Raw genomic sequence first — 22,613 nt, forward strand, 5'->3', positions numbered from 1 at the left:
CGCTGAAGTGCGGGCCTCAACAGGCCGTGCGAGGGGAGAAAACAACGTGAACGGGCGACCGATATCGGGGACGCCGGGTGCGCGGATACGGGGGCGCAGGGGATGGTCGGCACTGATACTCGGTGCCCTGGTGCTCACCGCCACCGCGTGCGGCGGGGGGAAGGACTCCGGCGAGGGGGCCGGGGAGGGCAAGGGCAAGGGCTCCGAGAAGGCCGTCACCCAGCAGTCGAAGGCCGTCGTCACCATAGCCCCCAAGGACGGCGCCAAAGCCGTGAAGACCTCCGGCGCCCTTGAAGTGACGGCAGCCGAGGGCAAGTTGACCGAGGTCAAGGTCGAGGACACCAAGGGCCGTCAGATCGCGGGGACGATAACCGGCGGGGGCGCCTCCTGGACGCCCTCGACCCATCTGGCCGCGGCCACCACCTACAAGGTGCACGCGGTCGCCAAGGACTCGGCGGGACTCACCTCCGCGGCGGAGTCCTCCTTCACCACGCTCACCCCGCAGAACACCTTCATCGGCAACTTCACGCCCGAGGACGGTTCCACCGTCGGGGTCGGCATGCCGTTCTCGGTCCGTTTCACCCGGGGCATCACCCACCCGGCCGACGTCGAGAAGGCCATCACGATCAAGACCGAGCCGGCCGTCGAGGTCCGCGGCCACTGGTTCGGCAACGACCGCCTCGACTTCCGGCCCGAGGAGTACTGGAAGGCCGGCACCAAGGTCACCGTGAACCTCAACCTCGACGGTGTCGAGGGCCGTTCCGGCGTCTACGGCAAACAGTCCAAGACGGTGAGCTTCACCATCGGCCGCAGCCAGGTCTCCACCGTCGACGCCAAGACCCACAAGATGGTCGTCAAGCGCGACGGAAAGGTCGTCAAGACCATCCCGGTCACCGCGGGCAAGCCCGGGTACGACACCTGGAACGGCACGATGGTCATCAGCGAGCGCCTGGCCGTGACCCGGATGAACGGCGAGACCGTCGGCTACGGCGGTGAGTACGACATCAAGGACGTGCCGCACGCCATGCGGCTGACCGACTCGGGCACCTTCATCCACGGCAACTACTGGGGCGGCGGCGCCTTCGGCAACTACAACGCGAGCCACGGCTGTGTCGGCCTGCGCGATGTGCGCGGCGGCTGGGACAAGTCGGCGCCCGCCTCCTGGTTCTTCAACAACTCCATGCTCGGCGACGTCGTCGTGGTGAAGAACTCCCATGACCGCACGGTCGCCCCCGACAACGGCCTCAACGGCTGGAACATGTCCTGGGCCGAGTGGACCAAGTAGCTCCGCCCCGGTGATCCGGGCCCGGTGTGCCGCTGTGAGCGAGCACACCGGGCCCGACTGCGTTAATGGCCGTTAACCTTCCGGCATGACTGTGCATCTGGAAGTCTCCGAGGGCGTGGGCGTCGTCCGGCTGGACCGCCCGCCCATGAACGCGCTGGACGTCGCCACCCAGGACCGGATCAAAGAGCTCGCCGAGGAGATCACGCGCCGCGAGGACGTACGGGCCGTGGTGATCCACGGCGGGGAGAAGGTGTTCGCGGCGGGCGCGGACATCAAGGAGATGCAGGGCATGGACCATGCCGCGATGGTGGCGCGCTCCCGTGCCCTGCAGGAGTCCTTCACCGCCGTCGCCCGTATCCCCAAGCCGGTCGTCGCCGGTGTCACGGGCTACGCCCTGGGCGGAGGATGCGAGCTGGCGCTGTGCGCGGACTTCCGCATCGCCGCCGACAACGCCAAGCTGGGACAGCCGGAGATCCTGCTCGGTCTGATCCCGGGCGCGGGCGGCACCCAGCGGCTGGCACGTCTGATCGGTCCGTCCAGGGCCAAGGACCTCATCTTCACGGGGCGGATGGTGAAGGCGGACGAGGCGCTGACCCTGGGCCTGGTCGACCGGGTGGTGCCGGCCGCCGAGGTGTACACCGAGGCGTACGCCTGGGCCGCGAGGCTCGCCCAGGGCCCGGCCATCGCGCTGCGCGCCGCCAAGGAGGCCGTCGACACCGGTCTGGAGACGGACATCGAGACCGGACTGGCGGTGGAGAGGACCTGGTTCGCCGGTCTGTTCGCGACCGAGGACCGTGAGCGCGGAATGCGCAGCTTCGTCGAGGAAGGGCCGGGCAAGGCGAAGTTCCGCTGAGGCCGCAAGGACCGGAATTCCCTCGACAAGGGACCTTCGTCCCCTTGCAGTTGACGCACCGTCTTACCCGCCCTCCCTCGAAGGGGTGGTTTATCGGAGCCTTAAGCCAACCTTAAGGACGAGGCGTCGACACCCCTCGACATTGCCCCCAACTGACCTGTTTTCGCAGGTCAGTTGGGGTGTGATCGAGGTTTTATTGCCCCTGGCATATGCCGGTAGAATCGTGTGGAATGTACGGTTCCGAGGTGCGTATTCCGTGGTTACGCCTCCGTGTGACAGCCGGGGCCGCCATCATGGGGGGCATGGCGGGGCTGGAGGGTGTCGAACCACCGCGGCGGCACGGGAGTGCGACCGCGGCGCGCTGGTCACCGGCGGTCGAGGACGAACGGGCGCTCAGGGCCCTGGAGTTGTTCGGGAACCCTGCGGAGGCGGAGGTGTCGCTGCCGTCCCGGCCCGAATCCGCGGGCGCCGCGCGCCGGCTCGCCCAGGTCGTGATCCTGCGGCACTGGGGACTCAGCCCGAGGATGACCGAGGACGCGGTGCTGCTGGTCTCCGAACTCGTCGGCAACGCCGTGCGGCACACCGGGGCGCGCCGCTTCGGACTGCGGATGCGCCGACGGCGGGGCTGGATCCGGATCGAGGTGCGCGACCCCTCCCGGGGACTGCCCTGTCTGATGCCCGTCCAGGAGCTGGATGTGAGCGGCCGGGGCCTCTTCCTCGTCGACAAGCTCGCCGACCGCTGGGGCGTCGATCTGCTGCCCCGCGGCAAGACCACCTGGTTCGAGATGCGGGTCGCCGACCGCTGACCCCCCGCCTCGGTCGCACGCCTTTCAGGGGAATGCGGGCGGTTCGGCCGGGTACGACCCGACACGACCCGGCCGTACCACTGGTCCGCCAATCGCCGGTTTTCTTACCCCCTCGCCCTTAAATGGGGAGGTGACCACGCCCGTCCCTCCCTCCCCGCCGGAGCGCGCGACCGACACCGCGCGCCCGGTGCCCGACCGCCGCGCGGCGCTGCGCACCGGCGCCGGGCTCGCCGCCGCCGGTGCGTTCACCGCCGCCTGTTCCCCCGGCACCGGCACCGTCCGCCGGCCCCTCCCGCCCAGCGGCACCGCTCCCCCGAGCGCGACGGCGCCCGCGCCCCAGCCGCGCGCCTACCCGCAGCAGCCCGCTCAGATCGAGCACGGCCCGCGCGACCGCCCCCGGGTGGCCCTCACCTTCCACGGCCAGGGCGACCCGCGCTTCGCCAACTCGATCCTCGGCACGGCGGAGAAGGCCAACGCGAAGATCACCGTGCTCGCGGTCGGCACCTGGCTCGACGAGCACCCCGAGATGGCCCGCCGCATCCTCCGGGGCGGTCATGACCTCGGCAACCACACCCTGCATCACCTCGGCATCAACACCATGTCCGAGGCGGACGCGTTCGCCGAGATCCAGGGGTGCGCCGACCGGCTGCGACGGCTGACCGGATCCATCGGCACCTGGTTCCGCCCCTCCCGCGCCCCGCGCGCCGCCCCGCTCGTCGAACGGCTCGCCCGCCTCGCCGGCTATCCGCACGTCCTGTCGTACGACGTGGACTCGCTCGACTACACCTCGCCGGGCGCGAGCGCCGTCACCCGCAAGGTCGTCGACGAGGCCCGCAACGGGTCCGTGGTGAGCCTGCACTTCGGATACCCGGACACGGTCACCGCCTTCCCCGACCTCCTGCACGAACTCGACCGCCGCGGCCTCACCGCGGTGACCACCACGGAGCTGCTGAGCTGATGCACGCCACGACCCTGATGCGCGCCCTGATCGCCGGCGCCGCCCTCACCGCTCTCGCCGGATGCAGCGGCGAATCCTCCCACAAGGACGGCTCCCTCGCCTCCAAGAGCCCCACCGGCGCGGCCCGGTCCGAGCGGACCGTCCAGACCCTGCCCGGCATGCCGCCCGTGCTCGACCCCTCGGACATCTATGCGGCCGACCGCCCGGGGCAGTTGTCCGACGTGGTCAAGGGCTTCCCGTCCCGTGTCTATGTCCCCAACACCAACTCCAACACGGTGACCGTCATCGACCCGGCCGACTACAAGGTCATCGACACCATCCCGGTCGGCCGCCAGCCCCAGCACGTCGTGCCGTCCTGGGACCTGAAGACCCTGTGGGTCAACAACGACCTGGGCAACTCCCTCACCCCCATCGACCCCAAGACCGGCGAGGCCGGCAAACCGGTCGATGTGCACGACCCGTACAACCTCTACTTCACACCGAACGGGAAGTACGCGATCGTGATGGCCTCCCGGGACCGTCAACTGGTCTTCCGGGACGCGCACACCATGAAGACGGCGAAGACCGTGCCGGTGGACTGCTACGGCGTCAACCACGCCGACTTCTCCCTCGACGGCCGCTACTTCATCGTCTCCTGCGAGTTCAGCGGCGAACTTCTCAAGGTCGACACCGAGCACATGAAGGTCGTCGGACAGCAGAAGCTGCCGTACCGCGGGGCCATGCCCCAGGATGTGAAGGTCTCCCCGGACGGGAAGAAGTTCTATGTCGCCGACATGGTGGCCGACGGACTGTGGATCCTGGACGGCGACACCTTCGGCAAGCCGTCCTTCCTGCCCACCGGCAAGGGCGCCCACGGCCTCTATGTCAGCCGCGACTCCCGCGAGATGTACATCTCCAACCGGGGTGAGGGCACCATCTCGGTCCTGGACTTCAGGAACGACCGGCTGACCAAGAAGTGGCGTCTGCCCGGCGGCGGCAGCCCCGACATGGGCGGCGTCTCGTCGGACGGCAAGGTGCTGTGGCTGTCCGGCCGTTACAACTCCGAGGTGTACGCGATCGACACCGCCAGCGGCCGGCAGCTCGCCCGCATCAAGGTGGGCAGCGGTCCGCACGGCCTCGCGGTCTATCCGCAGCCCGGCCGCTACTCGCTGGGGCACACGGGCGTCTTCCGGTGAGGCGAGGGCGGCCGGGACACGCCGCCGCACGAGTGAGGATGCGCGGCCGGCCGGCGCGGTGCCGGGATCGTATGCCCATGATCACAACTCGCCTGCGCCGACGGGCCGCAGTCCTCGTCGTGTCCCTGTCGGCGGTCCTCACCACGACCGCCGCCACCGCTCCCGCGAGCCCGGCGGCCCCGGTGAAGGCCGCGCCCGCCTGCCCTCGGCTCGACGACCCGATCGAGGCCGCCGCGGACCACCGGGTGGACCTGGACCGCATCACCCCGGAGCCGGTCTGGCGCACCGGCTGCGGCACGCTCTACCGCAGCGACAGCCGTCCCCCGACGACCGTCTTCGCCGAGGGCTTCCAGCCCAGGGACATCACCACCGGGCAGTACGACATCGAGAAGTACGTTCTGGTCAACCAGCCCTCGCCGTATGTGTCGACGACCTACGACCACGACCTGTACAAGACCTGGTACAAGTCCGGCTGGAACTACTACGTCGACGCCCCCGGCGGCATCGACGTCAACAGGACCATCGGCGACACCCATCGCTGGGCCGACCAGGTGGAGGTCGCCTTCCCCGGCGGTATCGCGCGCCGCTACATCATCGGCGTCTGCCCGGTGGACAAGACCACCAAGGTCGAGATCATGAGCGGCTGCGAGAGCAACCCGCACTTCGTGCCGTGGCACTGACCGCCGGTCACGGGGTCAGCGCCTGAGGAACAGCGCCTCGGACCCCACGGGACGGTAACCGGCCGCCTGGAACGCCCGCAGACTGCGGGCGTTCCCCGCCGATATCTGGGCCCACACCGGCTCGCCCCCGCTCATCCGCCGAGCCGCCGCGACCAGCGCACGCCCCACCTTCCGGTCCCGGGCGTCCTCGTCCACCTCGACGGCGACCTCCAGGCGCCCCGCGACCCCGCGCCCCATGACGAGCACACCGCCGTCCGCCGCCCACACCCGCACCGCGTTCCGTCGCCGCCGGGAGCTGACGACCCGCGGACGGTCCGGGTCGTCGACCTCCTTCAGCTCGAGCTGCGGGCCGCCCGGCAGCGCGGACCCGACCATCAGCACATCGATCGTCTCGGTCCTGCGCCCCGTCCGCTCCATGAAGGCCCCGAGGAACCGCGCGTTCATCGTCGCGGCGAGCGCGTCGCAGTCGGTGCGCTCCAGCGTCCGGCGGACCCAGTCGGGATCCTCGTCCGTGAACACGACGGAGTGCGCGGTGAAGGCGAGGACCCCGGCGTCCCGCGGGGAGTGCTGGGGCACCACCGTGGTGCCGCCGTCGGCCGGCGGGAACACCCCACATGCCGCGGCGTCCAGAACATCCCGCAGACGGTCGGACATGAGTCGCTCTCCTCGGCTTGAGTCTCCACCCACTGGAAGGCCCAGACTCGCAGACATGATCGAGAACGGCAGCACCGGTCTCTTCACCATCGGCGAGCTGGCCCGGGCCACCGGACTGACCGTCCGCACCATCCGCTACTGGTCGGACGAGGGGGCACTGCCCCCGGTGACCCGCTCCCAGGGCGGCTACCGGCTGTACGACGCGGAGTCCGTGGCCCGCCTCGAACTGATCCGCACCCTGCGCGAACTGGGCCTCGGCCTGGGCGATGTGCGCCGGGTGCTGGCGGGCGAGACCACCGTCGCCGAGGTGGCCGCCACCCATGTGGCCGCCCTGGACGCGCAGATCCGCGCGCTGAAGGTGACCCGGGCGGTGCTGTCGACCGTGGCGCGACGCGGTTCGAGTGCGGAGGAGATGACCCTGATGAACAGACTGGCACGGCTGTCGGCCGGCGAACGGCACCGGATCATGGAGGAGTTCGTGGCCGAGACGCTGCACGGGCTCGACACCGTCGATCCCGAGATCCGTGAGCGGATCCGGCGCACCTCGCTGGAACTCCCGGACGACCCGGCGCCCGAGCAGGTCGACGCCTGGGTGGAGCTGGCCGAGATGATCCAGGACCCGGACTTCCGGGCGCAGATGCGCAGGGCGGTCGAGTTCAACGCCGCCGACCGGGACTCCGGGGCGCCCGCCGGAGCCTCCCTGTGGTTCGTCAGACGTCTCGTGGAACTGGCCGGCCGGGCCCGGGAGCAGGGCATCGAGCCCGGGGCACCCGAGGCCGACGCGGTGCTCGGGGAACTGCTGGGGGACGCCGACCGGGCCGCGGTGCTGGACCGCATGGAGGCGGGGTTCGGCGAACGGCTCACCCGCTACCGGGAACTGCTCTGTGTCCTGAACGGCCGGCCCCGGCCCCCGCACACCGAGGACTTCGCCTGGGTGGTCGCGGCCCTCAGACATCGCGCGGGCCGCTGACCCGCCGAACCTGGCGCCCCGTACCGAAGCCGGCCGGTGCGGGGCGCGTTCCCGGCACCGCGCCCTGCCGTGGTCAGGCGCCCGCGGCCCACTGCTGCAGCGGGCCGTGGTCAGGCGCCCGCGGCCCACTGCTGCAGCGCCGCCTTGCCGGCGAAATCGGCGACGTCCTTGTCCAGCGGGTCGGAGGTGTACTGGTGGAAGCGCCAGGTCGCCTTGATACGGGGTTTGCCCGCCGTGACGTAGTCGGCGATCCACAGGCCGTCCCCGGCGTAGGAGGTGGTGTCGACGGTGAGCCAGAAGTTGCGGTTGGTGTACAGCAGGACGCGGTGGTGCGGCCGGAGTTTCTTCACCGTGCGGATGAAGAGGTCCTTCTCGGCGTTGCTCGCGTGGGTGCCGTCGCCGGTCGTCTCCCAGTCCACGGCCAGCAGATCCCCCGTCTGCTCCGGAGCCTTGGCGAGGAAGTAGTCGGCCTGCGCCGCGATGTTGCCCGGCCACAGGAAGTGGTAGAAGCCGACCACACAACCGGCGTCCCGCGCGGTCTTCGTCTGGGCGGTGAGTCTGGGGTTCACATAGGACCGCCCCTCCGTCGCCTTGACGAAGACGAAGGAGAGGCCGTCCGTGCCGTACGCGGAGGACTGGTAGGCGCTCACGTCGATGCCGTTCAGCATGCACACTCCCTGAAGGTGCTGTGGGGGAGGGGTCTCTGGTTGGCTTGTGCCCCCTCTTCCCTACGGACGATCCCCTCAGGGCGTTCGAACATCAGCTCAGCCGCGGGGGGCCACCGCACCCAGGACGGCGGGCGACTTGGCCGCCCAGTCCGAGGTGATCACGCTGGCGTGGTGCCCGGCCAGCAGGGACAGACGGGCGGCCACCTCGTCGTCCGTGGGACTGGTCGAGGAGATCGGCGGGGAGACGGCGGCGGCGTCCGTGGCGATCAGGATGTAGTGGTTCTCCGCATAGAAGGACGTGTCATAGCCCTGATTGACGTAGGTCGCCGCGTCGCCGTCGAAGAACACGAACCAGGGGCGGATCGAGGCGTCGTAGCGGCTGGTGCGCGGGTCGCCGGGCGCGGCGCCGAGGACGGCGGGGAAGGCCTGGGCCGACGCGATGGTCCCGGCCGTGTACCGGTCGCGCAGATGGTCGCCGTACTCCTGGTCGGTCCAGTAGTGGTCGAAGGGGTTGGCCTGTTCCACCGTGCCGGGGATCAGCTCGAAGATCACCTTGCCGGTGAGGTCGTCCCGGGACGGCCAGGCGCCGGCCCGGGCGGCCGCGTCCAGCGACGAGTACGTCCCGCCCAGCAGGTCGGAGGGCTTGTAGACGATGCTGCCGAGCTTCTGCGCCACCAGGGTGTCGAAGGCGGCGGGTCCGAGGCCGAGAGTGTTGTTGAAGCCGATCTTCATCTCCAGCTTGAAGACGATCGGCCGGTGGTCGGGGTGCAGCTGATGCCAGGCGGCGATGTTGTCCAGGCAGCTGCCGAGGTCCTGGTCACGGCTCTTGCCGTACAGCTCGCCCGGTGCCTTCGCGGCCTCGCAGTTGTTGTCGTTGCCCAGCGGATTGCTGTGGCTGACCCGCCAGCGCCGGGTCAGCGGGTCGGCGTAGACATCGAGCTCGAGCAGCGAGGCACCGGAGTCCAGTGCCTGTGCGAGATAGGCGTACTTGCTCTTCTCGTACGCGTTGTGGGTACCGATCGCCGTCGTCGCGGAGAAGCTCGGCCCCGCCGCGTGGGCGTTGCCTGGTATCGCCGTCAGCAGCGCGACGGCACCCAGTAACGCCGCGAGTCCTCTTGTGCCACGCATGGCCAACTCCCCTTCTTCGTGGTCGAGTTGAAGGGAAGCGTAGAAGAGGCCGGTTACCGCCCGGTAGCCCCTGGGGGAACAGGGGCCGCACCGGTGCCCGGGGACGCTCGGTATCGCCTCCGGCCCGCCGGGGTACGGCATCGACGGCGATTGCTATCGTGCGGACGCCAGGTCAAGGGCCGTACACAGAGGAAACGGGGGCGGGCCATGGGACTGATGGACCGTATACGCGGTGAGTTCATCGACATCATCGAGTGGACCGACGACAGTCGCGACACCATCGTCTGGCGCTTTCCGCGCTACGAGAACGAGATCAAGATGGGCGCCCAGCTCGTCGTCCGCGAGTCCCAGGTGGCGGTCTTCGTCAACGAGGGGCAGATCGCCGATGTCTTCGAGCCCGGCACACACACCCTGGAGACCCAGAACCTCCCGATCCTCTCCACCCTGAAGGGCTGGAAGTACGGCTTCCACTCGCCCTTCAAGGCCGAGGTCTACTTCGTCACCACCCGGCAGTTCACGGATCTCAAGTGGGGGACGCAGAACCCCGTCATCGTCCGGGACCCCGAGTTCGGCATGGTCCGGCTGCGGGCCTTCGGCGCCTTCGCGGCCCGGGTCGTGGACGCCTCCGCGCTGCTGCGGGAGCTGGCCGGCACCGACCCGCAGTTCCGCACCGAGGAGGTGCAGGAGTATCTGCGGCAGCTGATCGTCGGCCGGCTCGGCAACGCCCTGGCCACGGCCGGGGTGCCGATGCTGGACCTGGCCGCGCGTCAGGACGGGCTCGGCGCCAGGCTGGCGGCCGCCCTCACCGAGGAACTGGCCCCGGTCGGCATCGCGGTGCCCACGTTCATCATCGAGAACATCTCGCTCCCGCCCGAGGTCGAGGCCGCCATCGACACCCGTTCCCGGATGGGGATCGTGGGCAACCTCGACCAGTACGCCCAGTTCCAGGCGGCCGAGGCGATCGGAGAGGCCGCGCGCAACCCCGGCGCCGCCGGCGAGGGCGTCGGGCTGGGCGTCGGCATGGCCCTGGGCCAGCGCATGGCGGCGGGCCTCTCCCCGCAGCAGGCCCCCGCCCCGGCGGCACCCCCTGCGGCCACCCCGCCGCCGCTGCCCCGGCAGCAGTGGTTCATCGGCGTCGGCGGCGCCCAGCAGGGCCCCTACGACAGCACCGCGCTGACCGGTCTGATCAGTGCGGGCACGCTCACCCGGACCACCCTGGTCTGGCAGAACGGCATGTCCGAGTGGCTCCCCGCCGAGCAGGTGCCGGACATCGACCGCCTCTTCGGCAGCGTCCCGCCGCCGCTGCCGCCCCAGGCCTGAGCGGGCGGGGACGACGACCATGACCGGAGACCAGACGGCCGCCGCCGCCCGCTCGTACCCGTGCGAGGCGTGCGGTGCCACCGTGGAGTACGCCCCGGGAACCGACGCGATGCACTGCCCCTACTGCGGGCACCGGCAGGCCATCGTGCCCGTCCCGCGCGAGGTGCAGGAGCATCCGATCCAGGAGCTGGCGTCCCTCCCCGCCAAGCCCTCGGCGGCCCCGGGCGCGGCCAACACCTTTCTCTGCCCGGGCTGCGGCGCCCGGACCGAGAGCGACACGCTCTCCGTGCGGTGCCAGTTCTGCGCCACCCCCCTGGTGGCCGACGCCGACGCCACCGAGCGGGTCGTCCCCGAGGCCGTCGTCCCCTTCGGCCTGAACCGGGACGCCGCCCGGGACGCACTGCGCAGCTGGACGTCCTCCCGCTGGTTCGCCCCCAAGAGCCTGAAGAAGGTCACCGAGGCGGAGTCCTTCAAGGGCAGCTATCTGCCGCACTGGACGTACGACGCGGCCACCGTCTCCGACTACCGGGGCCGGCGCGGCGAGTACTACTACGAGACCGTGACCCGCACCGTCACCGAGAACGGCGAGACCCGCACCGTGACCGAGCAGGTGCGGCACACCCGCTGGTACCCGGCCTCGGGGACGGTCTCCCGGGCCTTCGACGATGTGCTGGTGCCCGGCACCGGCCATGTCACCGCCAAGCAGCTGGACAAGCTCACGCCCTGGCCGCTGGACGAGGCCAGGCCCTACCAGGAGGAGTACCTGGCCGGCTTCCAGACGGTGCGGTACGACATCGAGCCCGAGGACGGCCTGGAGACGGCCAAGGAGCGGATGGCCGAGGCCATCGAGGACGACTGCCGGAGCGACATCGGAGGCGACGAGCAGCGGGTCGAATCCGTCGACACCCGCTACTTCGACGTCACCTTCAAGCTGATGCTGCTCCCGGTGTGGTTCCTGACCTACCTCCACGCCGGGCGGACCTGGCAGGTGACGGTGAACGCCCGCACCGGCGAGGTGGTCGGCGAGCGCCCGTACAGCGTCGGCAAGATCGTCGCCGCGTCGGTCGCGGCGCTCGCGGTCATCGGGCTGATCGTCTGGCTGGTCGCCCGGAGATAGCCGCCCCGGGAGGCGTCCGGCATCCGCCGGGACGCGTCGGCGGGCGGGCCCCGACCACGTGGGTCGGGGCCCGTTCCGTCAGCACTCGATGATGTTGACGGCCAGGCCGCCGCGCGCCGTCTCCTTGTACTTCACGCTCATGTCCGCGCCGGTCTCCTTCATGGTCTTGATGACCTTGTCGAGGGAGACCTTGTGGGTGCCGTCGCCGCGCATCGCCATACGGGCCGCGGTGACGGCCTTGACCGCCGCCATGCCGTTGCGCTCGATGCACGGGATCTGCACCAGACCGCCGACCGGGTCGCAGGTCAGGCCGAGGTTGTGCTCCATGCCGATCTCGGCCGCGTTCTCCACCTGCTCGGGGGTGCCGCCCAGCACCTCCGCCAGCGCGCCCGCCGCCATCGAGCAGGCCGAGCCGACCTCGCCCTGGCAGCCGACCTCCGCGCCGGAGATGGAGGCGTTCTCCTTGAAGAGCATGCCGATCGCGCCGGCCGCGAGCAGAAAGCGCACGACGCCCTCCTCGTCGGCACCCGGCACAAAGTTGATGTAGTAGTGCAGCACCGCCGGGATGATGCCCGCGGCGCCGTTCGTCGGGGCCGTGACCACCCGGCCGCCCGCCGCGTTCTCCTCGTTCACCGCCATGGCGTAGAGAGTGATCCACTCCATGGCGCGCGCCACCGGGTCGCCCTCGGCGCGCAGCTGCCGCGCGGTGACGGCGGCCCGCCGGCGCACCCGCAGCCCGCCGGGCAGGATCCCCTCCCGGGACAGGCCCCGCGACACGCACGCCTGCATGACCCGCCATATGTCCAGCAGACCGGAGCGGATCTCCTCCTCGCTGCGCCAGGCCCGCTCGTTCTCCAGCATCAGCGCGGAGATCGACAGCCCCGTCTCACGGGTCAGCCGCAGCAGCTCGTCGCCGGTGCGGAAGGGGTATTTGAGGACCGTGTCGTCCAGCTTGATGCGGTCCGCGCCCACCGCGTCCTCGTCGACCACGAAGCCGCCGCCGACGGAGTAGTAGGTCTTGGAGAGCAGTTCCGCCCCGGAGGCGTCGTACGCCCACAGCGTCATGCCGTTCGCGTGGTACGGAAGGGTCTCGCGCCGGTGCAGGACCAGATCGTCGTCGAAGGAGAACGCGATCTCGTGCTCGCCGAGCAGGTTGATCCGTCCGGCGGTCCTGATGTCCTCCACCCGCTGGTCGGCGGACTCCACGTCCACCGTGCGCGGGGAGGCGCCCTCCAGTCCGAGCAGGACCGCCTTGGGTGTGCCGTGGCCGTGGCCGGTGGCACCGAGCGAGCCGTACAGCTCCGCCCGTACGGACGCGACGGGGTCCAGCAGACCCTCGTTGCGCAGTCGCAGCGCGAACATGCGCGCGGCGCGCATCGGACCGACCGTATGGGAGCTGGACGGGCCGATGCCGATCGAGAACAGGTCGAAGACCGAGATGGCCACGGTGACTCCTCAATGCGGTGGTGGTGCGGGGGCGGGGCACCGCGCACACCTGTGGACGGCAGGTCGGTGTGCGCGGCTTCCCTGAAGGAGGGGCTTACTTCCCGAGCCCCGGGTACAGCGGGTGCTTGTCGGCCAGGGCCTTGACCCGGGCCTTCAGCGACTCGGCGTCGTAGGCCGGCTTGAGCGCCTCGGCGATGACGTCCGCCACCTCGGCGAAGTCCTCGGCCGTGAAGCCGCGGGTGGCCAGGGCGGGCGTGCCGATCCGCAGGCCCGAGGTGACCATCGGCGGGCGGGGGTCGTTCGGGATCGCGTTGCGGTTGACCGTGATGCCGACCTCATGGAGGCGGTCCTCGGCCTGCTGACCGTCCAGCTCGGAGTTCCTGAGGTCGACCAGCACCAGATGCACATCGGTGCCGCCGGACAGGACGTCCACGCCCACGGCCTTGACGTCGTCCGCGACGAGCCGCTCGGCGAGGATGCGCGCACCCTCCAGCGTCCGCCGCTGGCGGTCCTTGAAGTCCTCGGACGCCGCGACCTTGAAGGCGACCGCCTTGGCGGCGACCACATGCTCCAGCGGGCCGCCCTGCTGACCGGGGAAGACCGCGGAGTTGATCTTCTTGGCCAGTTCGGCGGTCGACAGGATCACACCGCCGCGCGGGCCGCCCAGCGTCTTGTGGGTGGTGGTGGTGACGACATGGGCGTGCGGCACCGGGCTCGGGTGCAGCCCCGCCGCCACCAGGCCGGCGAAGTGCGCCATGTCGACCATCAGATAGGCGCCGACCTCGTCCGCGATCCGGCGGAATGCGGCGAAGTCCAGCTGCCTCGGGTAGGCCGACCAGCCCGCCACGATCAGCTTCGGCCGGGACTCCTTGGCAAGGCGCTCCACCTCGTCCATGTCGACGACACCGTCGGCACCGACGTGGTAGGCGACCACGTCGTAGAGCTTGCCGGAGAAGTTGATCTTCATGCCGTGGGTCAGGTGCCCGCCGTGGGCGAGGTCCAGACCCATGATCGTGTCGCCGGGCTTGAGCAGCGCGAACATCGCGGCCGCGTTGGCCTGCGCGCCCGAGTGCGGCTGCACATTGGCGTGCTCGGCGCCGAAGAGCTCCTTGACGCGGTCGATGGCGATCTGCTCGACCACGTCGACGTGCTCACAGCCGCCGTAGTAGCGGCGGCCCGGGTAGCCCTCGGCGTACTTGTTGGTGAGGACGGAGCCCTGGGCCTCCATGACCGCGGCCGGGGCGAAGTTCTCCGAGGCGATCATCTCGAGGGTGGACTGCTGACGGTGCAGCTCGGCGTCGACCGCGGCGGCCACGTCCGGGTCGAGCTCATGCAGAGGTGTGTTCAGAAGCGACATGTGCTGCTACGACTCCTCAGCCGGCGATGTGGGCGGCGTACTCGTCGGCGGAGAGCAGGTCGTCCTGCTCCTGGGTGACCCGCACCTTGAACAGCCAGCCGCCCTCGAAGGGCGCGGTGTTCACCAGCGACGGGTCGTCCACCACGGCCTCGTTGACCTCGGTGATCTCACCGGTGACCGGGGAGTACAGATCGCTCACCGACTTGGTCGACTCCAGCTCGCCGCAGGTCTCGCCCGCGGTCACCGTGTCACCGACCTCCGGGAGCTGTACGAAGACGACATCGCCGAGCGCGTTGGACGCGTGCTCCGTGATGCCGACCGTCGAGACGCCGTCCTCGGCGTCCGACAGCCACTCGTGCTCCTTGCTGTAGCGCAGCTGCTGGGGGTTGCTCATGTCTGAATTCTCCTGTACGCGGGGAGTGGAGGTGAAAGGGGGACCGCCGGGGCGCTCACGAGCGGACGGGACATGCCCGGGGGCACGCCCCGGCTCGCGCCCGGTGGCTGCTACTTCTGGCGCTTGTAGAACGGCAGCGCCACGACCTCGTAGGGCTCGTGCTTGCCACGGATGTCGACCCCGACGCCGGGCGTGCCCGGGACGGAGTGCGGGGCGTCCACGTACGCCATCGCGATCGGCCGGCCCAGCGTGGGGGAGGGGGCACCGGAGGTGACCTCGCCGATCACCTCGCCACCGAAGACCACCGGGTATCCGGCGCGCGGGACGCGACGGCCCTCGGCGACCAGGCCCACCAGGACGCGCGGCGGGTTCTTCTCGGCGCGCTCGGCGGCCTCGACCAGCGCGGCGCGGCCGACGAAGTCGCCCTCCTTCTCGAACTTCACGACCCGGCCGAGACCGGCGTCGAAGGGGGTCAGGGAGGTGCCGAGCTCATGCCCGTACAGCGGCATCCCCGCCTCCAGGCGCAGCGTGTCCCGGCAGGAGAGGCCGCAGGGCACCAGACCCACCGGGGCGCCCGCCTCGGTCAGCGCCCGCCACAGGCCCTCGGCGTGCTCGGGGGCGGCGAACAGCTCGAAGCCGTCCTCACCGGTGTAGCCGGTGCGCGCGAGGAGCACCGGGACCCCGGCGACCGTGGCGGACAGGCCCGCGTAGTACTTCAGGCCGTCCAGATCGGCGTCGGTCAGCGAGCCGAGGACGCCGGCGGACTCCGGGCCCTGGATCGCGATCAGCGCATAGGCGTCCCGGTCGTCCCGCACCTCGGCGTCGAAGCCCGTGGCCCGCTCCACCAGGGCGTCCAGCACGACCTGGGCGTTGGAGGCGTTGGCGACGACCAGGTACTCCCGCTCCCCGAGCCGGTACACGATGAGGTCGTCGAGGATGCCGCCGTCCTCGCGGCAGATCATGGTGTAGCGGGCGCGGCCCACGCCGACGGAGGAGATGTTGCCGACCAGGGCGTGGTCCAGGAGCCGGTTCGCCTCGGGTCCGGTCACCGTGATCTCGCCCATGTGCGAGAGGTCGAAGAGACCCGCCTTGGTGCGGACGGCGAGGTGCTCGTCGCGCTCGGAACCGTACCGCAGGGGCATGTCCCAGCCGGCGAAGTCGGTCATCGTGGCGCCGAGCGAACGATGCAGGGCATCGAGCGCGGTACGGCGCAGGGGGCTACTGCTCATCGGTTGTGCTCCCAGGGCGATGGGGTCCCCCGCGCGAGCGGACGCCGAGCGTGGGGAGGGCGAGGTCGTTCCTCCCCATCTGTCATCGGAACCTGAGAGGTTCGCCATGACTCCGCGCGGCGGTCGTCACGGCTTGCACCTTGGGTGGAGCCACCGGAAGCGGCCCGCTTTTCAGATGTGCCTCGCCCGCGCGGTATAGGGGCCTGAGAGATTCAAGGGAGGGACTTGCTCCTTCGGCGCCCGGACGCAGATGCGTACCCGGAACTCTCCCGCGCGGATTCAAGCGGCCGGTATGCAGTTGGCGCGGACATCATTGCACGCCACACCCGCCCCGTGGCAGGGCCCATGTCCGTCACCGGGCTGTGGCGTTTCCCGCACCGGAACGTGAACCTGGCGCATTACCTTTTCTTTGCATTCGGCGGAGGCGGGTATCCCTGCCTTCGGGAGCGCGCTGCCAGGGAGGGCATGACGGTGAACAGGACCACGGTGTACGCCACGGCGCCGGACGTCACGGCGCCCGCACGGCCCGGGACGGGGACCCGGCGGGAGCGCGGGCCGGCGGGGCCCGGCGGGATCCGCGATCTGCGCGGGAGCGCCGGCCGCGGTCCGCACCGGCTCACCTTCGGGGCCGGCGATCTGGTCGTCGTCGCCGGTCTGCCCGGCGGCGGCAAGTCCACCCTGATGCGGCGCGCCGTGCGGGGCTTACGGGTCGACTCCCAGGACACCCGGGAGCGCTGGGACGGGCACCTGGCCCGCTTCCTCCCCTACGCGCTCTACCGCCCGCTGGTCCGGCTCACCCACTACACCGCCCTGCGCCGGGCGCTGCGCGCGGGCACCGGGGCCGTCGTGCACGACTGCGGCACCCAGAGCTGGGTGCGCAACTGGCTGGCCAGGGAGGCCCGGCGCCGCGGCGGCACCCTCCATCTGCTGCTGCTCGACGTCACCCCGGACACGGCCCTGGCGGGACAGCGGGCGCGCGGCCGGGGCGTCTCACGGCGCGCGTTCCTCAGGCACCGCCGGGCCACCCGCCGTCTGCTGCGCTCGGTGGAGGAAGGCCGTCCGCCCCACGGCTGCGGCTCGGTGGTGGTGCTCGACCGGGACGCGGCGGACGTCCTGCGCGGGATCGACTTCGCGGACCGAGCCACCTCGCCCGGCCACCCGCTAGCCTTTTCAGCCACAACAGCGGTTCTGAGCAGGCGGTAGGCAGATGGACTTCCAGGCGGACCTTCCCGCGGGCATTCCCCCACAGGCGCACCCCCATCCGCACGGCGGATGGCCGGGCAACGAACTGGAGGAGGTGCTCTCCGCCTCACTCGGCGTCCCCTCGTCCGGCGCCCGCATCGTCGAGGTCCTCGCCCGGAGCTTCCTGTGGGTGCCGTTGCCCAACGGCGGCGGCCCGCACAGCGAGTCCCTCGACCTGCCCACGATGGAGCTGGCGGGCCAGGCGTACGTGCCGGTGTTCAGCTCGGAGGAGCAGTTCCGCCAAGTCGTCGGCACCCATATGTCGTTCACGATCGCGCCCGCCGTCGAGTTCGCGCGCGGGCTGCCCCCGCAGGTCGGCCTGGCGCTCAACCCGGACGGGGTGGTCGGCGCCCCGCTGCCGCCGGAGGTGGTGGCCGAACTGTGCCGCGGCGGGAACACCCCGCTGGGCGGGCCCGTCACCGGGGGCCGTGTCCGGCTCTTCGAGCCCGACTGGCAGGACGATCCGGTGGACCTTCTCGCCGCCGCCTCCGCCGAGTTCGAGGCGACCGGTCTGGTGCTCACCGCGCGCCGCTGCCTGGCCGCGATCGAGACCGCCGACCCGGTGATGTTCATCGGCGTCGAACTCTCCTCCTGGGAGGCGGACACGCGCACGATCCCGCTGGAGGCGCTCGGCCGGGCGCTCGGCACGGTGCCCACCGCGACACCCGTGAACATGGTCTTCATGGATGTGGCCCAGGACCCGGTGGGGGACTGGCTGCGGGAGCGGGTGCGGCCCTTCTACCAGCGCGGGCACTGAGCCCGTCGCGGCCCCGGCACCCTGTGCCGGGGTGAAGTGGGCTCCCGCGTGTCAAGCCGCTGTCGGGATGGGCGCTTAACCTGGTTTCATGGCCGGAGCGGGACGAGTCACGGTCCGGCCCGGGGGCCGGACCGAGGCGGGACCGCAGGAGGACACGGTGCCCCGGACAGGGGAGAATGGCCCGGTCGGTGTGGTGCGGCTGAAAACCGCCCGCACCATACCGAGGTGTTCCGCCGGGGTTGTCAGGTTCGTGGTGAAGGGGCGGTAGAGGGTGAGCGCGTCGGGCACGGCTGCGGCCGGGCAGGTCGAGCACATGCTGCGCCAGGTGACGCCGGGGCGGTACGACGCCTATGAGGCGCTTCTTCGCGTGCTGTCGACCCCGTCGTCCGGTCAGGTCTGGATGCTGCTCTGGCACGGCCAGGCCGGTTCACCCGACGCCCAGTACGGGAACATGGAGGTGGACGGCCACGGCTACGCGCCCTGTGTCACCTCCGCGCAGGAACTCTCGGCCAGCGGCTGGAATCGCTCGTACGAGGTCGTCGACGGCCTCGATGTGGCCCGCACCCTCTACCCGGAGCACTACGGCCTGTGGCTGAACCCACATGCGCCGGGCGGCGGCGTCGGCATCCCCTGGCTCGATCTGCGCCGGATCGCCACCGGTCTGGAGCGCCAGCCCGCGGGACCGCTCAGGCTGTCCGAACCGGCCGTCCCGGTCCCGCAGTTCTACGCCCTGCTCACCCAGAACGCCCACCGTACCCCCGCCGTACGGTCGTTGCGCCGCGCCTGGGTGCAACCCGCCCTCGGCGCACCGTACCTGGCGATCGGTCTCGATGTGTACGACACCTCTCCGGCGGCGGTCGACTCGGTGCGCGCCATGATGCAGCAGTCCATCGTGGCCGTGCCCGAGGGGCTGCCGGTGTCGACCGTCGCGATGTCCGACGCCTATGACCCGGTGGCGATCTGGCTGGGCGTCAACTCCCGTCCGTTCTACGACCGTGAGGCCCATGTGGCCCCGGCCCCGGCCGGCGGCTACGGCTACCCGCCGGTGCGCGGCGCGTACTGACCCCGGACCGCTCGCGGCACTTACCGGTGCCGTTTCCTTCCCGGCCCGGTTGTGACACGCGCCCTCGCGCGATGCCGTCGTCGCCGACGCCCGCGCGGGGAGACCGCGGCCGGGCGAGCTCGTGCCGGACCCGGTGAAGGTCCCTTCAGGCCGTCGCGCCCCATGCTCGCGATCATGTCCAGGGGCCGGCCCTCCACGTCGAGCGGGCAGCCGGGCTCATCGACGGCGCGATCCGTCCCATCGGCGTGACCCGTCCCATCGGAGTGATCCGGGCGGCGTCGCCCGGAGAGTCCTCATGGCCGCGGAAGGGGTCGGTCCGCAGAGAAAGCGCTGTTCGCCGGGTTTGCGGCAGCCGCTGGGGTGCCAAGTCGTCCGATGGCGGGACCAGTTGGGGTGAACGGGCGCACGTTCGGGAAGGGCTACCCTGTGTCCGGATAACGGAAAACCACAACCCGCATCACGGTTGCGCATCCTTTCGCGGTCAGACCTGGCGAGTGATCGCCGAGGCGTTGAAGACTCACCTCGCGGACGTAGGGCTTTCGATTTTTGATCGAGCCAATCGGGGGATCCGCCGGACAGTCGCGCCGCATCCATCTGCCGCATCGCGCAGCAGGCAATCGAACCAAAGCCGTCCACAGCGGCGGAGAAAAGGCCGGTCACCACCGGCGAGAGGGGTCAGGTCACTGTGACCGCACCGATCGAGACCACCGGGGCGGCAGCCGAGACGCAGCCGGAGGCTGCGCTCGCTGGTGCCGAGAAGGGGCGGATCGAGGGCCGTTCCCTTGGACAGATCGCCTGGTCCCGATTCAAGAAGGACAAGGTCGCGGTCACCGGCGGTGCCATCGTGGTCGTGCTGGTCCTCCTCGCGATCCTCTCGCGCCCCATCCAGGCGGTGTTCGGGCTCGATCCCAACGCTTTCCACCAGGATCTGATCGACCCCAACACCTCGCTGCCCAACGGCGCCTGGGGCGGTATGAGTGCGGACCACCCGCTGGGCGTGGACCCGAAGTTCGGCCGCGACATCGCCACCCGCATCCTCGAGGGATCCTGGGTGTCGCTGGTGGTCGCGTTCGGCGCGACGATCCTGTCCAACGTCATCGGCGCGATCATGGGCGTGGTGGCCGGCTACTACGGCGGGCGGGTGGACACGATCATCAGCCGTCTGATGGACACCTTCCTCGCCTTCCCGCTGCTGCTGTTCGCCATCGCCATCTCCGCCACCCTGCAGGGCGGCGCGTTCGGCCTCACCGGGCTGCCGCTGCACCTCAGCGTGCTGATCTTCATCATCGGCTTCTTCAACTGGCCCTACCTGGGCCGGATCGTCCGAGGCCAGACGCTCGCCCTGCGCGAGCGTGAGTTCGTGGACGCCTCCCGGGGCATGGGCGCCAGGGGCCCGTACATCCTGTTCCGGGAACTGATGCCCAACCTGGTCGGCCCGATCATCGTCTACTCGACGCTGCTCATCCCGACGAACATCCTCTTCGAGGCGTCCCTGAGCTTCCTCGGCGTCGGCATTCAGCCCCCGCAGGCGTCCTGGGGCGGCATGCTCCGGGAAGCTGTCACGTTCTACGAGGTCGATCCTCAGTACATGATCGTGCCTGGGCTTGCCATCTTCGTGACCGTCCTGGCGTTCAACCTGCTCGGTGACGGTCTCCGCGATGCTCTCGACCCGCGCAGCCGCTGACGCCTGCTGCTGAGAGCCCAACAAGTTTCCAACAATGGAGGGGAACCCGCCCATCATGCGAAGGTCAGCGCTGGCCGCGGTTGCGGCCATCGGCTCCGTCAGCCTGCTTGTCGCAGGTTGCAGCAAGGCCGATGACAACAAGAACAACGGTGGCAAGGGCAACACATCGGCCGGGGCCGACGCCGCTACCAAGGGGGTCGTCAACGCCTCCGACAAGAAGGGCGGGACGCTCACCTACGAGATGTCCGACGTCCCGGACTCCTTCGACCCGGGTAACACGTACTACGCGTACATGTACAACCTCAGCCGGCTGTGGGCCCGCCCGCTCATGACGTTCAAGCCCGGCCCCGGCACCGAGGGCAACACCCTGGTCCCGGACCTCGCCGAGGGCAAGGGCACCCCGAGCGACGGCGGCAAGACCTGGACGTACAAGATCCGCGCGGGTCTGAAGTACCAGGACGGCACGCCGATCACCACGAAGGACGTGAAGTACGCCGTCGAGCGGTCCAACTTCGCGCGTGACGTGCTCTCGCTCGGCCCCAACTACTTCCAGCAGCTCCTGGCGGGCGGCGACAAGTACAAGGGCCCCTACAAGGACAAGAGCGGCAAGGGCCTGTCCTCCATCGAGACCCCGGACGACACCACCATCGTCTTCCACCTGAAGCAGGCCTTCCAGGAGTTCGACTACCTGGTCGCCGCCCCGGAGACCGCTCCGGTGCCTCAGGCCAAGGACAAGGGCGTCGACTACGTCAAGAACATCATGTCCTCGGGCTCGTACAAGTTCGAGAGCTACGCCGAGGGCAAGCAGGCCGTCCTCGTGCGCAACGAGAACTGGGACGCGAAGACGGACCCGCTGCGCAAGCAGCTGCCGGACAAGATCGTCGTCAAGATGAAGGTCAACCCGGAGACGATCGACAAGGACGTCCTGGCGGGCGACGCGATCGAGCTGGTGGGTACGGGTGTCCAGGCCTCGACCCAGGCCCAGCTGCTCAGCGACCCGAAGAAGAAGGCCGACACGGACAACACCTTCGGTGGCCGCCTGGTCTACATGGCGATCAACACCAAGGTCGCGCCGTTCGACAAGGTCGAGTGCCGCAAGGCCGTGCAGTACGCGATCGACAAGGCCTCGGTGCAGACCGCCGAGGGCGGCCCGGTCCGCGGTGAAATCGCTTCCACCGTCGTCCCGCCGGACATCACCGGCTACGAGAAGGCGGACGCCTACGCGACCCCGGACAGCAAGGGTGACGTCGCCAAGGCCAAGGAGCAGCTGAAGGCCTGCGGCAAGACGTCGATCACGACGAACATCTCGGCCCGCTCCGACCGCCAGCAGGAGGTGGACGCCGCCACGGCGATCATCAACTCGCTGGAGAAGGTCGGCATCAAGGCCACCCTGAAGCAGTACCCGTCGGGCAAGTACTTCACTGACTACGCGGGTGTGCCGAAGGTCACCCAGAAGCAGAACATCGGTCTGATGATGATGCAGTGGGGTGCCGACTGGCCCTCCGGCTACGGCTTCCTGCAGCAGATCCTGAACGGCGCGGCCATCAGCCAGTCCGGTAACACCAACCTGTCGCAGTACAACAGCAAGGAAGTCAACTCCCTGCTGTCCAAGGCGATCGCGACGCAGGACGACAGCGAGCGCAACAGCCTGTACGCGCAGATCGACAAGAAGACCATGGACGACGCCGTGATCGTCCCGCTGACCTACTTCAAGGTCCTGCTGGCCCGCCCGCAGAACGCCACGAACCTGGTTTCCTCGGCGGCCTGGAGCGGTCAGTACGACTACCTCAACATCGGCACCACGAAGTAGCAGCCCCGGAAGGCAGG

21 protein-coding genes and 2 riboswitches are annotated in these 22,613 nt (G+C 70.1%); of the genes, 14 read left to right on the forward strand and 7 right to left on the reverse strand.

All coding sequences use genetic code 11. From position 1 onward, the window contains the following. Positions 1–46 precede the first annotated feature (46 nt). The 6 genes from CP978_RS23440 (at position 47) to CP978_RS23465 (ending at position 5,757) form a co-directional block, all read left to right on the forward strand. On the forward strand, positions 47–1,285 hold the full coding sequence (locus CP978_RS23440) for a L,D-transpeptidase (RefSeq protein WP_079162276.1): 1,239 nt from the start codon (positions 47–49) through the stop codon (positions 1,283–1,285). An 85-nt stretch (positions 1,286–1,370) separates the two neighbouring features. Next, a complete protein-coding gene (locus CP978_RS23445; protein ID WP_043444012.1) occupies positions 1,371–2,138 on the forward strand; it encodes an enoyl-CoA hydratase/isomerase family protein in 768 nt (255 codons plus the stop codon). A 302-nt stretch (positions 2,139–2,440) separates the two neighbouring features. Next, positions 2,441–2,944 (forward strand): ATP-binding protein, encoded by a 504-nt coding sequence (locus CP978_RS23450; RefSeq protein ID WP_043449351.1) that lies wholly within the window; start codon positions 2,441–2,443, stop codon positions 2,942–2,944. Between the two features lie 187 nt (positions 2,945–3,131). Further along, on the forward strand, positions 3,132–3,902 hold the full coding sequence (locus tag CP978_RS23455; RefSeq protein ID WP_150478400.1) for a polysaccharide deacetylase family protein: 771 nt from the start codon (positions 3,132–3,134) through the stop codon (positions 3,900–3,902). Next, entirely contained in the window at positions 3,902–5,077 is a 1,176-nt protein-coding gene (locus CP978_RS23460) for a YncE family protein (protein ID WP_043444014.1), read from the forward strand. The genes CP978_RS23455 and CP978_RS23460 overlap by 1 nt, the downstream gene beginning before the upstream one ends. A gap of 77 nt (positions 5,078–5,154) precedes the next feature. Further along, positions 5,155–5,757, forward strand: a complete 603-nt coding sequence (locus CP978_RS23465) for an ADP-ribosyltransferase (protein WP_043449353.1) — start codon at positions 5,155–5,157, stop codon at positions 5,755–5,757. A gap of 15 nt (positions 5,758–5,772) precedes the next feature. Here CP978_RS23465 and CP978_RS23470 read toward each other — a convergent pair whose 3' ends face one another. Then, on the reverse strand, positions 5,773–6,411 hold the full coding sequence (locus CP978_RS23470; RefSeq protein ID WP_043444015.1) for a GNAT family N-acetyltransferase: 639 nt from the start codon (positions 6,409–6,411) through the stop codon (positions 5,773–5,775). A gap of 55 nt (positions 6,412–6,466) precedes the next feature. Here CP978_RS23470 and CP978_RS23475 point away from each other — a divergent pair, with 55 nt between their 5' ends. Beyond that, positions 6,467–7,381: a helix-turn-helix domain-containing protein gene (locus CP978_RS23475; protein ID WP_043444016.1), complete on the forward strand. Its 915-nt coding sequence runs from the start codon at positions 6,467–6,469 to the stop codon at positions 7,379–7,381. A 110-nt stretch (positions 7,382–7,491) separates the two neighbouring features. Here CP978_RS23475 and CP978_RS23480 read toward each other — a convergent pair whose 3' ends face one another. After that, the gene (locus tag CP978_RS23480) at positions 7,492–8,049 is read right to left on the reverse strand and encodes a glycoside hydrolase family 25 protein (protein ID WP_043444017.1); all 558 of its coding nucleotides are present in this window, start codon (positions 8,047–8,049) and stop codon (positions 7,492–7,494) included. A gap of 96 nt (positions 8,050–8,145) precedes the next feature. Beyond that, complete coding sequence (locus tag CP978_RS23485; RefSeq protein WP_174498664.1) at positions 8,146–9,177, reverse strand: phosphatidylinositol-specific phospholipase C domain-containing protein; 1,032 nt, start codon at positions 9,175–9,177, stop codon at positions 8,146–8,148. A gap of 216 nt (positions 9,178–9,393) precedes the next feature. Between CP978_RS23485 and CP978_RS23490 the strand changes: the two genes are divergently transcribed. Together CP978_RS23490 and CP978_RS23495 are read left to right on the forward strand one after the other, a co-directional pair. Beyond that, positions 9,394–10,497, forward strand: coding sequence for an SPFH domain-containing protein (locus tag CP978_RS23490; protein WP_227745432.1), 1,104 nt, complete (start codon positions 9,394–9,396; stop codon positions 10,495–10,497). A gap of 19 nt (positions 10,498–10,516) precedes the next feature. Next, a complete protein-coding gene (locus CP978_RS23495) occupies positions 10,517–11,614 on the forward strand; it encodes a TFIIB-type zinc ribbon-containing protein (protein WP_043444019.1) in 1,098 nt (365 codons plus the stop codon). A 78-nt stretch (positions 11,615–11,692) separates the two neighbouring features. Here CP978_RS23495 and CP978_RS23500 read toward each other — a convergent pair whose 3' ends face one another. The 4 genes from CP978_RS23500 to gcvT all read right to left on the reverse strand — a co-directional run bounded on the left by CP978_RS23500 (position 11,693) and on the right by gcvT (position 16,040). Then, complete coding sequence (locus CP978_RS23500) at positions 11,693–13,060, reverse strand: L-serine ammonia-lyase (protein ID WP_043444020.1); 1,368 nt, start codon at positions 13,058–13,060, stop codon at positions 11,693–11,695. Between the two features lie 94 nt (positions 13,061–13,154). Next, positions 13,155–14,417 carry a serine hydroxymethyltransferase gene (gene glyA, locus CP978_RS23505; protein WP_150478292.1) on the reverse strand — a complete coding sequence of 421 codons (1,263 nt, stop codon included), beginning with the start codon at positions 14,415–14,417 and terminating at the stop codon, positions 13,155–13,157. Positions 14,418–14,433: 16 nt separating this feature from the next. Next, positions 14,434–14,811 carry a glycine cleavage system protein GcvH gene (gene gcvH / locus CP978_RS23510; protein WP_150478293.1) on the reverse strand — a complete coding sequence of 126 codons (378 nt, stop codon included), beginning with the start codon at positions 14,809–14,811 and terminating at the stop codon, positions 14,434–14,436. A gap of 110 nt (positions 14,812–14,921) precedes the next feature. Next, positions 14,922–16,040 (reverse strand): glycine cleavage system aminomethyltransferase GcvT, encoded by a 1,119-nt coding sequence (gene gcvT / locus CP978_RS23515; protein ID WP_043444023.1) that lies wholly within the window; start codon positions 16,038–16,040, stop codon positions 14,922–14,924. Positions 16,041–16,109: 69 nt separating this feature from the next. Then, a riboswitch (glycine riboswitch) is annotated at positions 16,110–16,221 on the reverse strand. Further along, a riboswitch (glycine riboswitch) is annotated at positions 16,222–16,322 on the reverse strand. Between the two features lie 183 nt (positions 16,323–16,505). On the opposite strand from gcvT, the gene CP978_RS23520 reads away from it, so the two are divergent. The 5 genes from CP978_RS23520 (at position 16,506) to CP978_RS23540 (ending at position 22,596) form a co-directional block, all read left to right on the forward strand. Then, positions 16,506–17,243, forward strand: coding sequence for an AAA family ATPase (locus tag CP978_RS23520; RefSeq protein ID WP_107070438.1), 738 nt, complete (start codon positions 16,506–16,508; stop codon positions 17,241–17,243). Between the two features lie 4 nt (positions 17,244–17,247). Next, positions 17,248–18,039, forward strand: coding sequence for an enhanced serine sensitivity protein SseB (locus CP978_RS23525; RefSeq protein WP_043444024.1), 792 nt, complete (start codon positions 17,248–17,250; stop codon positions 18,037–18,039). Positions 18,040–18,310: 271 nt separating this feature from the next. Further along, entirely contained in the window at positions 18,311–19,102 is a 792-nt protein-coding gene (locus tag CP978_RS23530) for an enhanced serine sensitivity protein SseB C-terminal domain-containing protein (protein WP_043444025.1), read from the forward strand. 685 nt (positions 19,103–19,787) lie between these two features. Next, complete coding sequence (locus tag CP978_RS23535; RefSeq protein WP_043444026.1) at positions 19,788–20,786, forward strand: ABC transporter permease; 999 nt, start codon at positions 19,788–19,790, stop codon at positions 20,784–20,786. A 55-nt stretch (positions 20,787–20,841) separates the two neighbouring features. Beyond that, complete coding sequence (locus CP978_RS23540) at positions 20,842–22,596, forward strand: ABC transporter substrate-binding protein (RefSeq protein WP_227745433.1); 1,755 nt, start codon at positions 20,842–20,844, stop codon at positions 22,594–22,596. Positions 22,597–22,613: the final 17 nt, after the last annotated feature.

Source organism: Streptomyces nodosus, from assembly GCF_008704995.1.
GTDB lineage: Bacteria > Actinomycetota > Actinomycetes > Streptomycetales > Streptomycetaceae > Streptomyces > Streptomyces nodosus.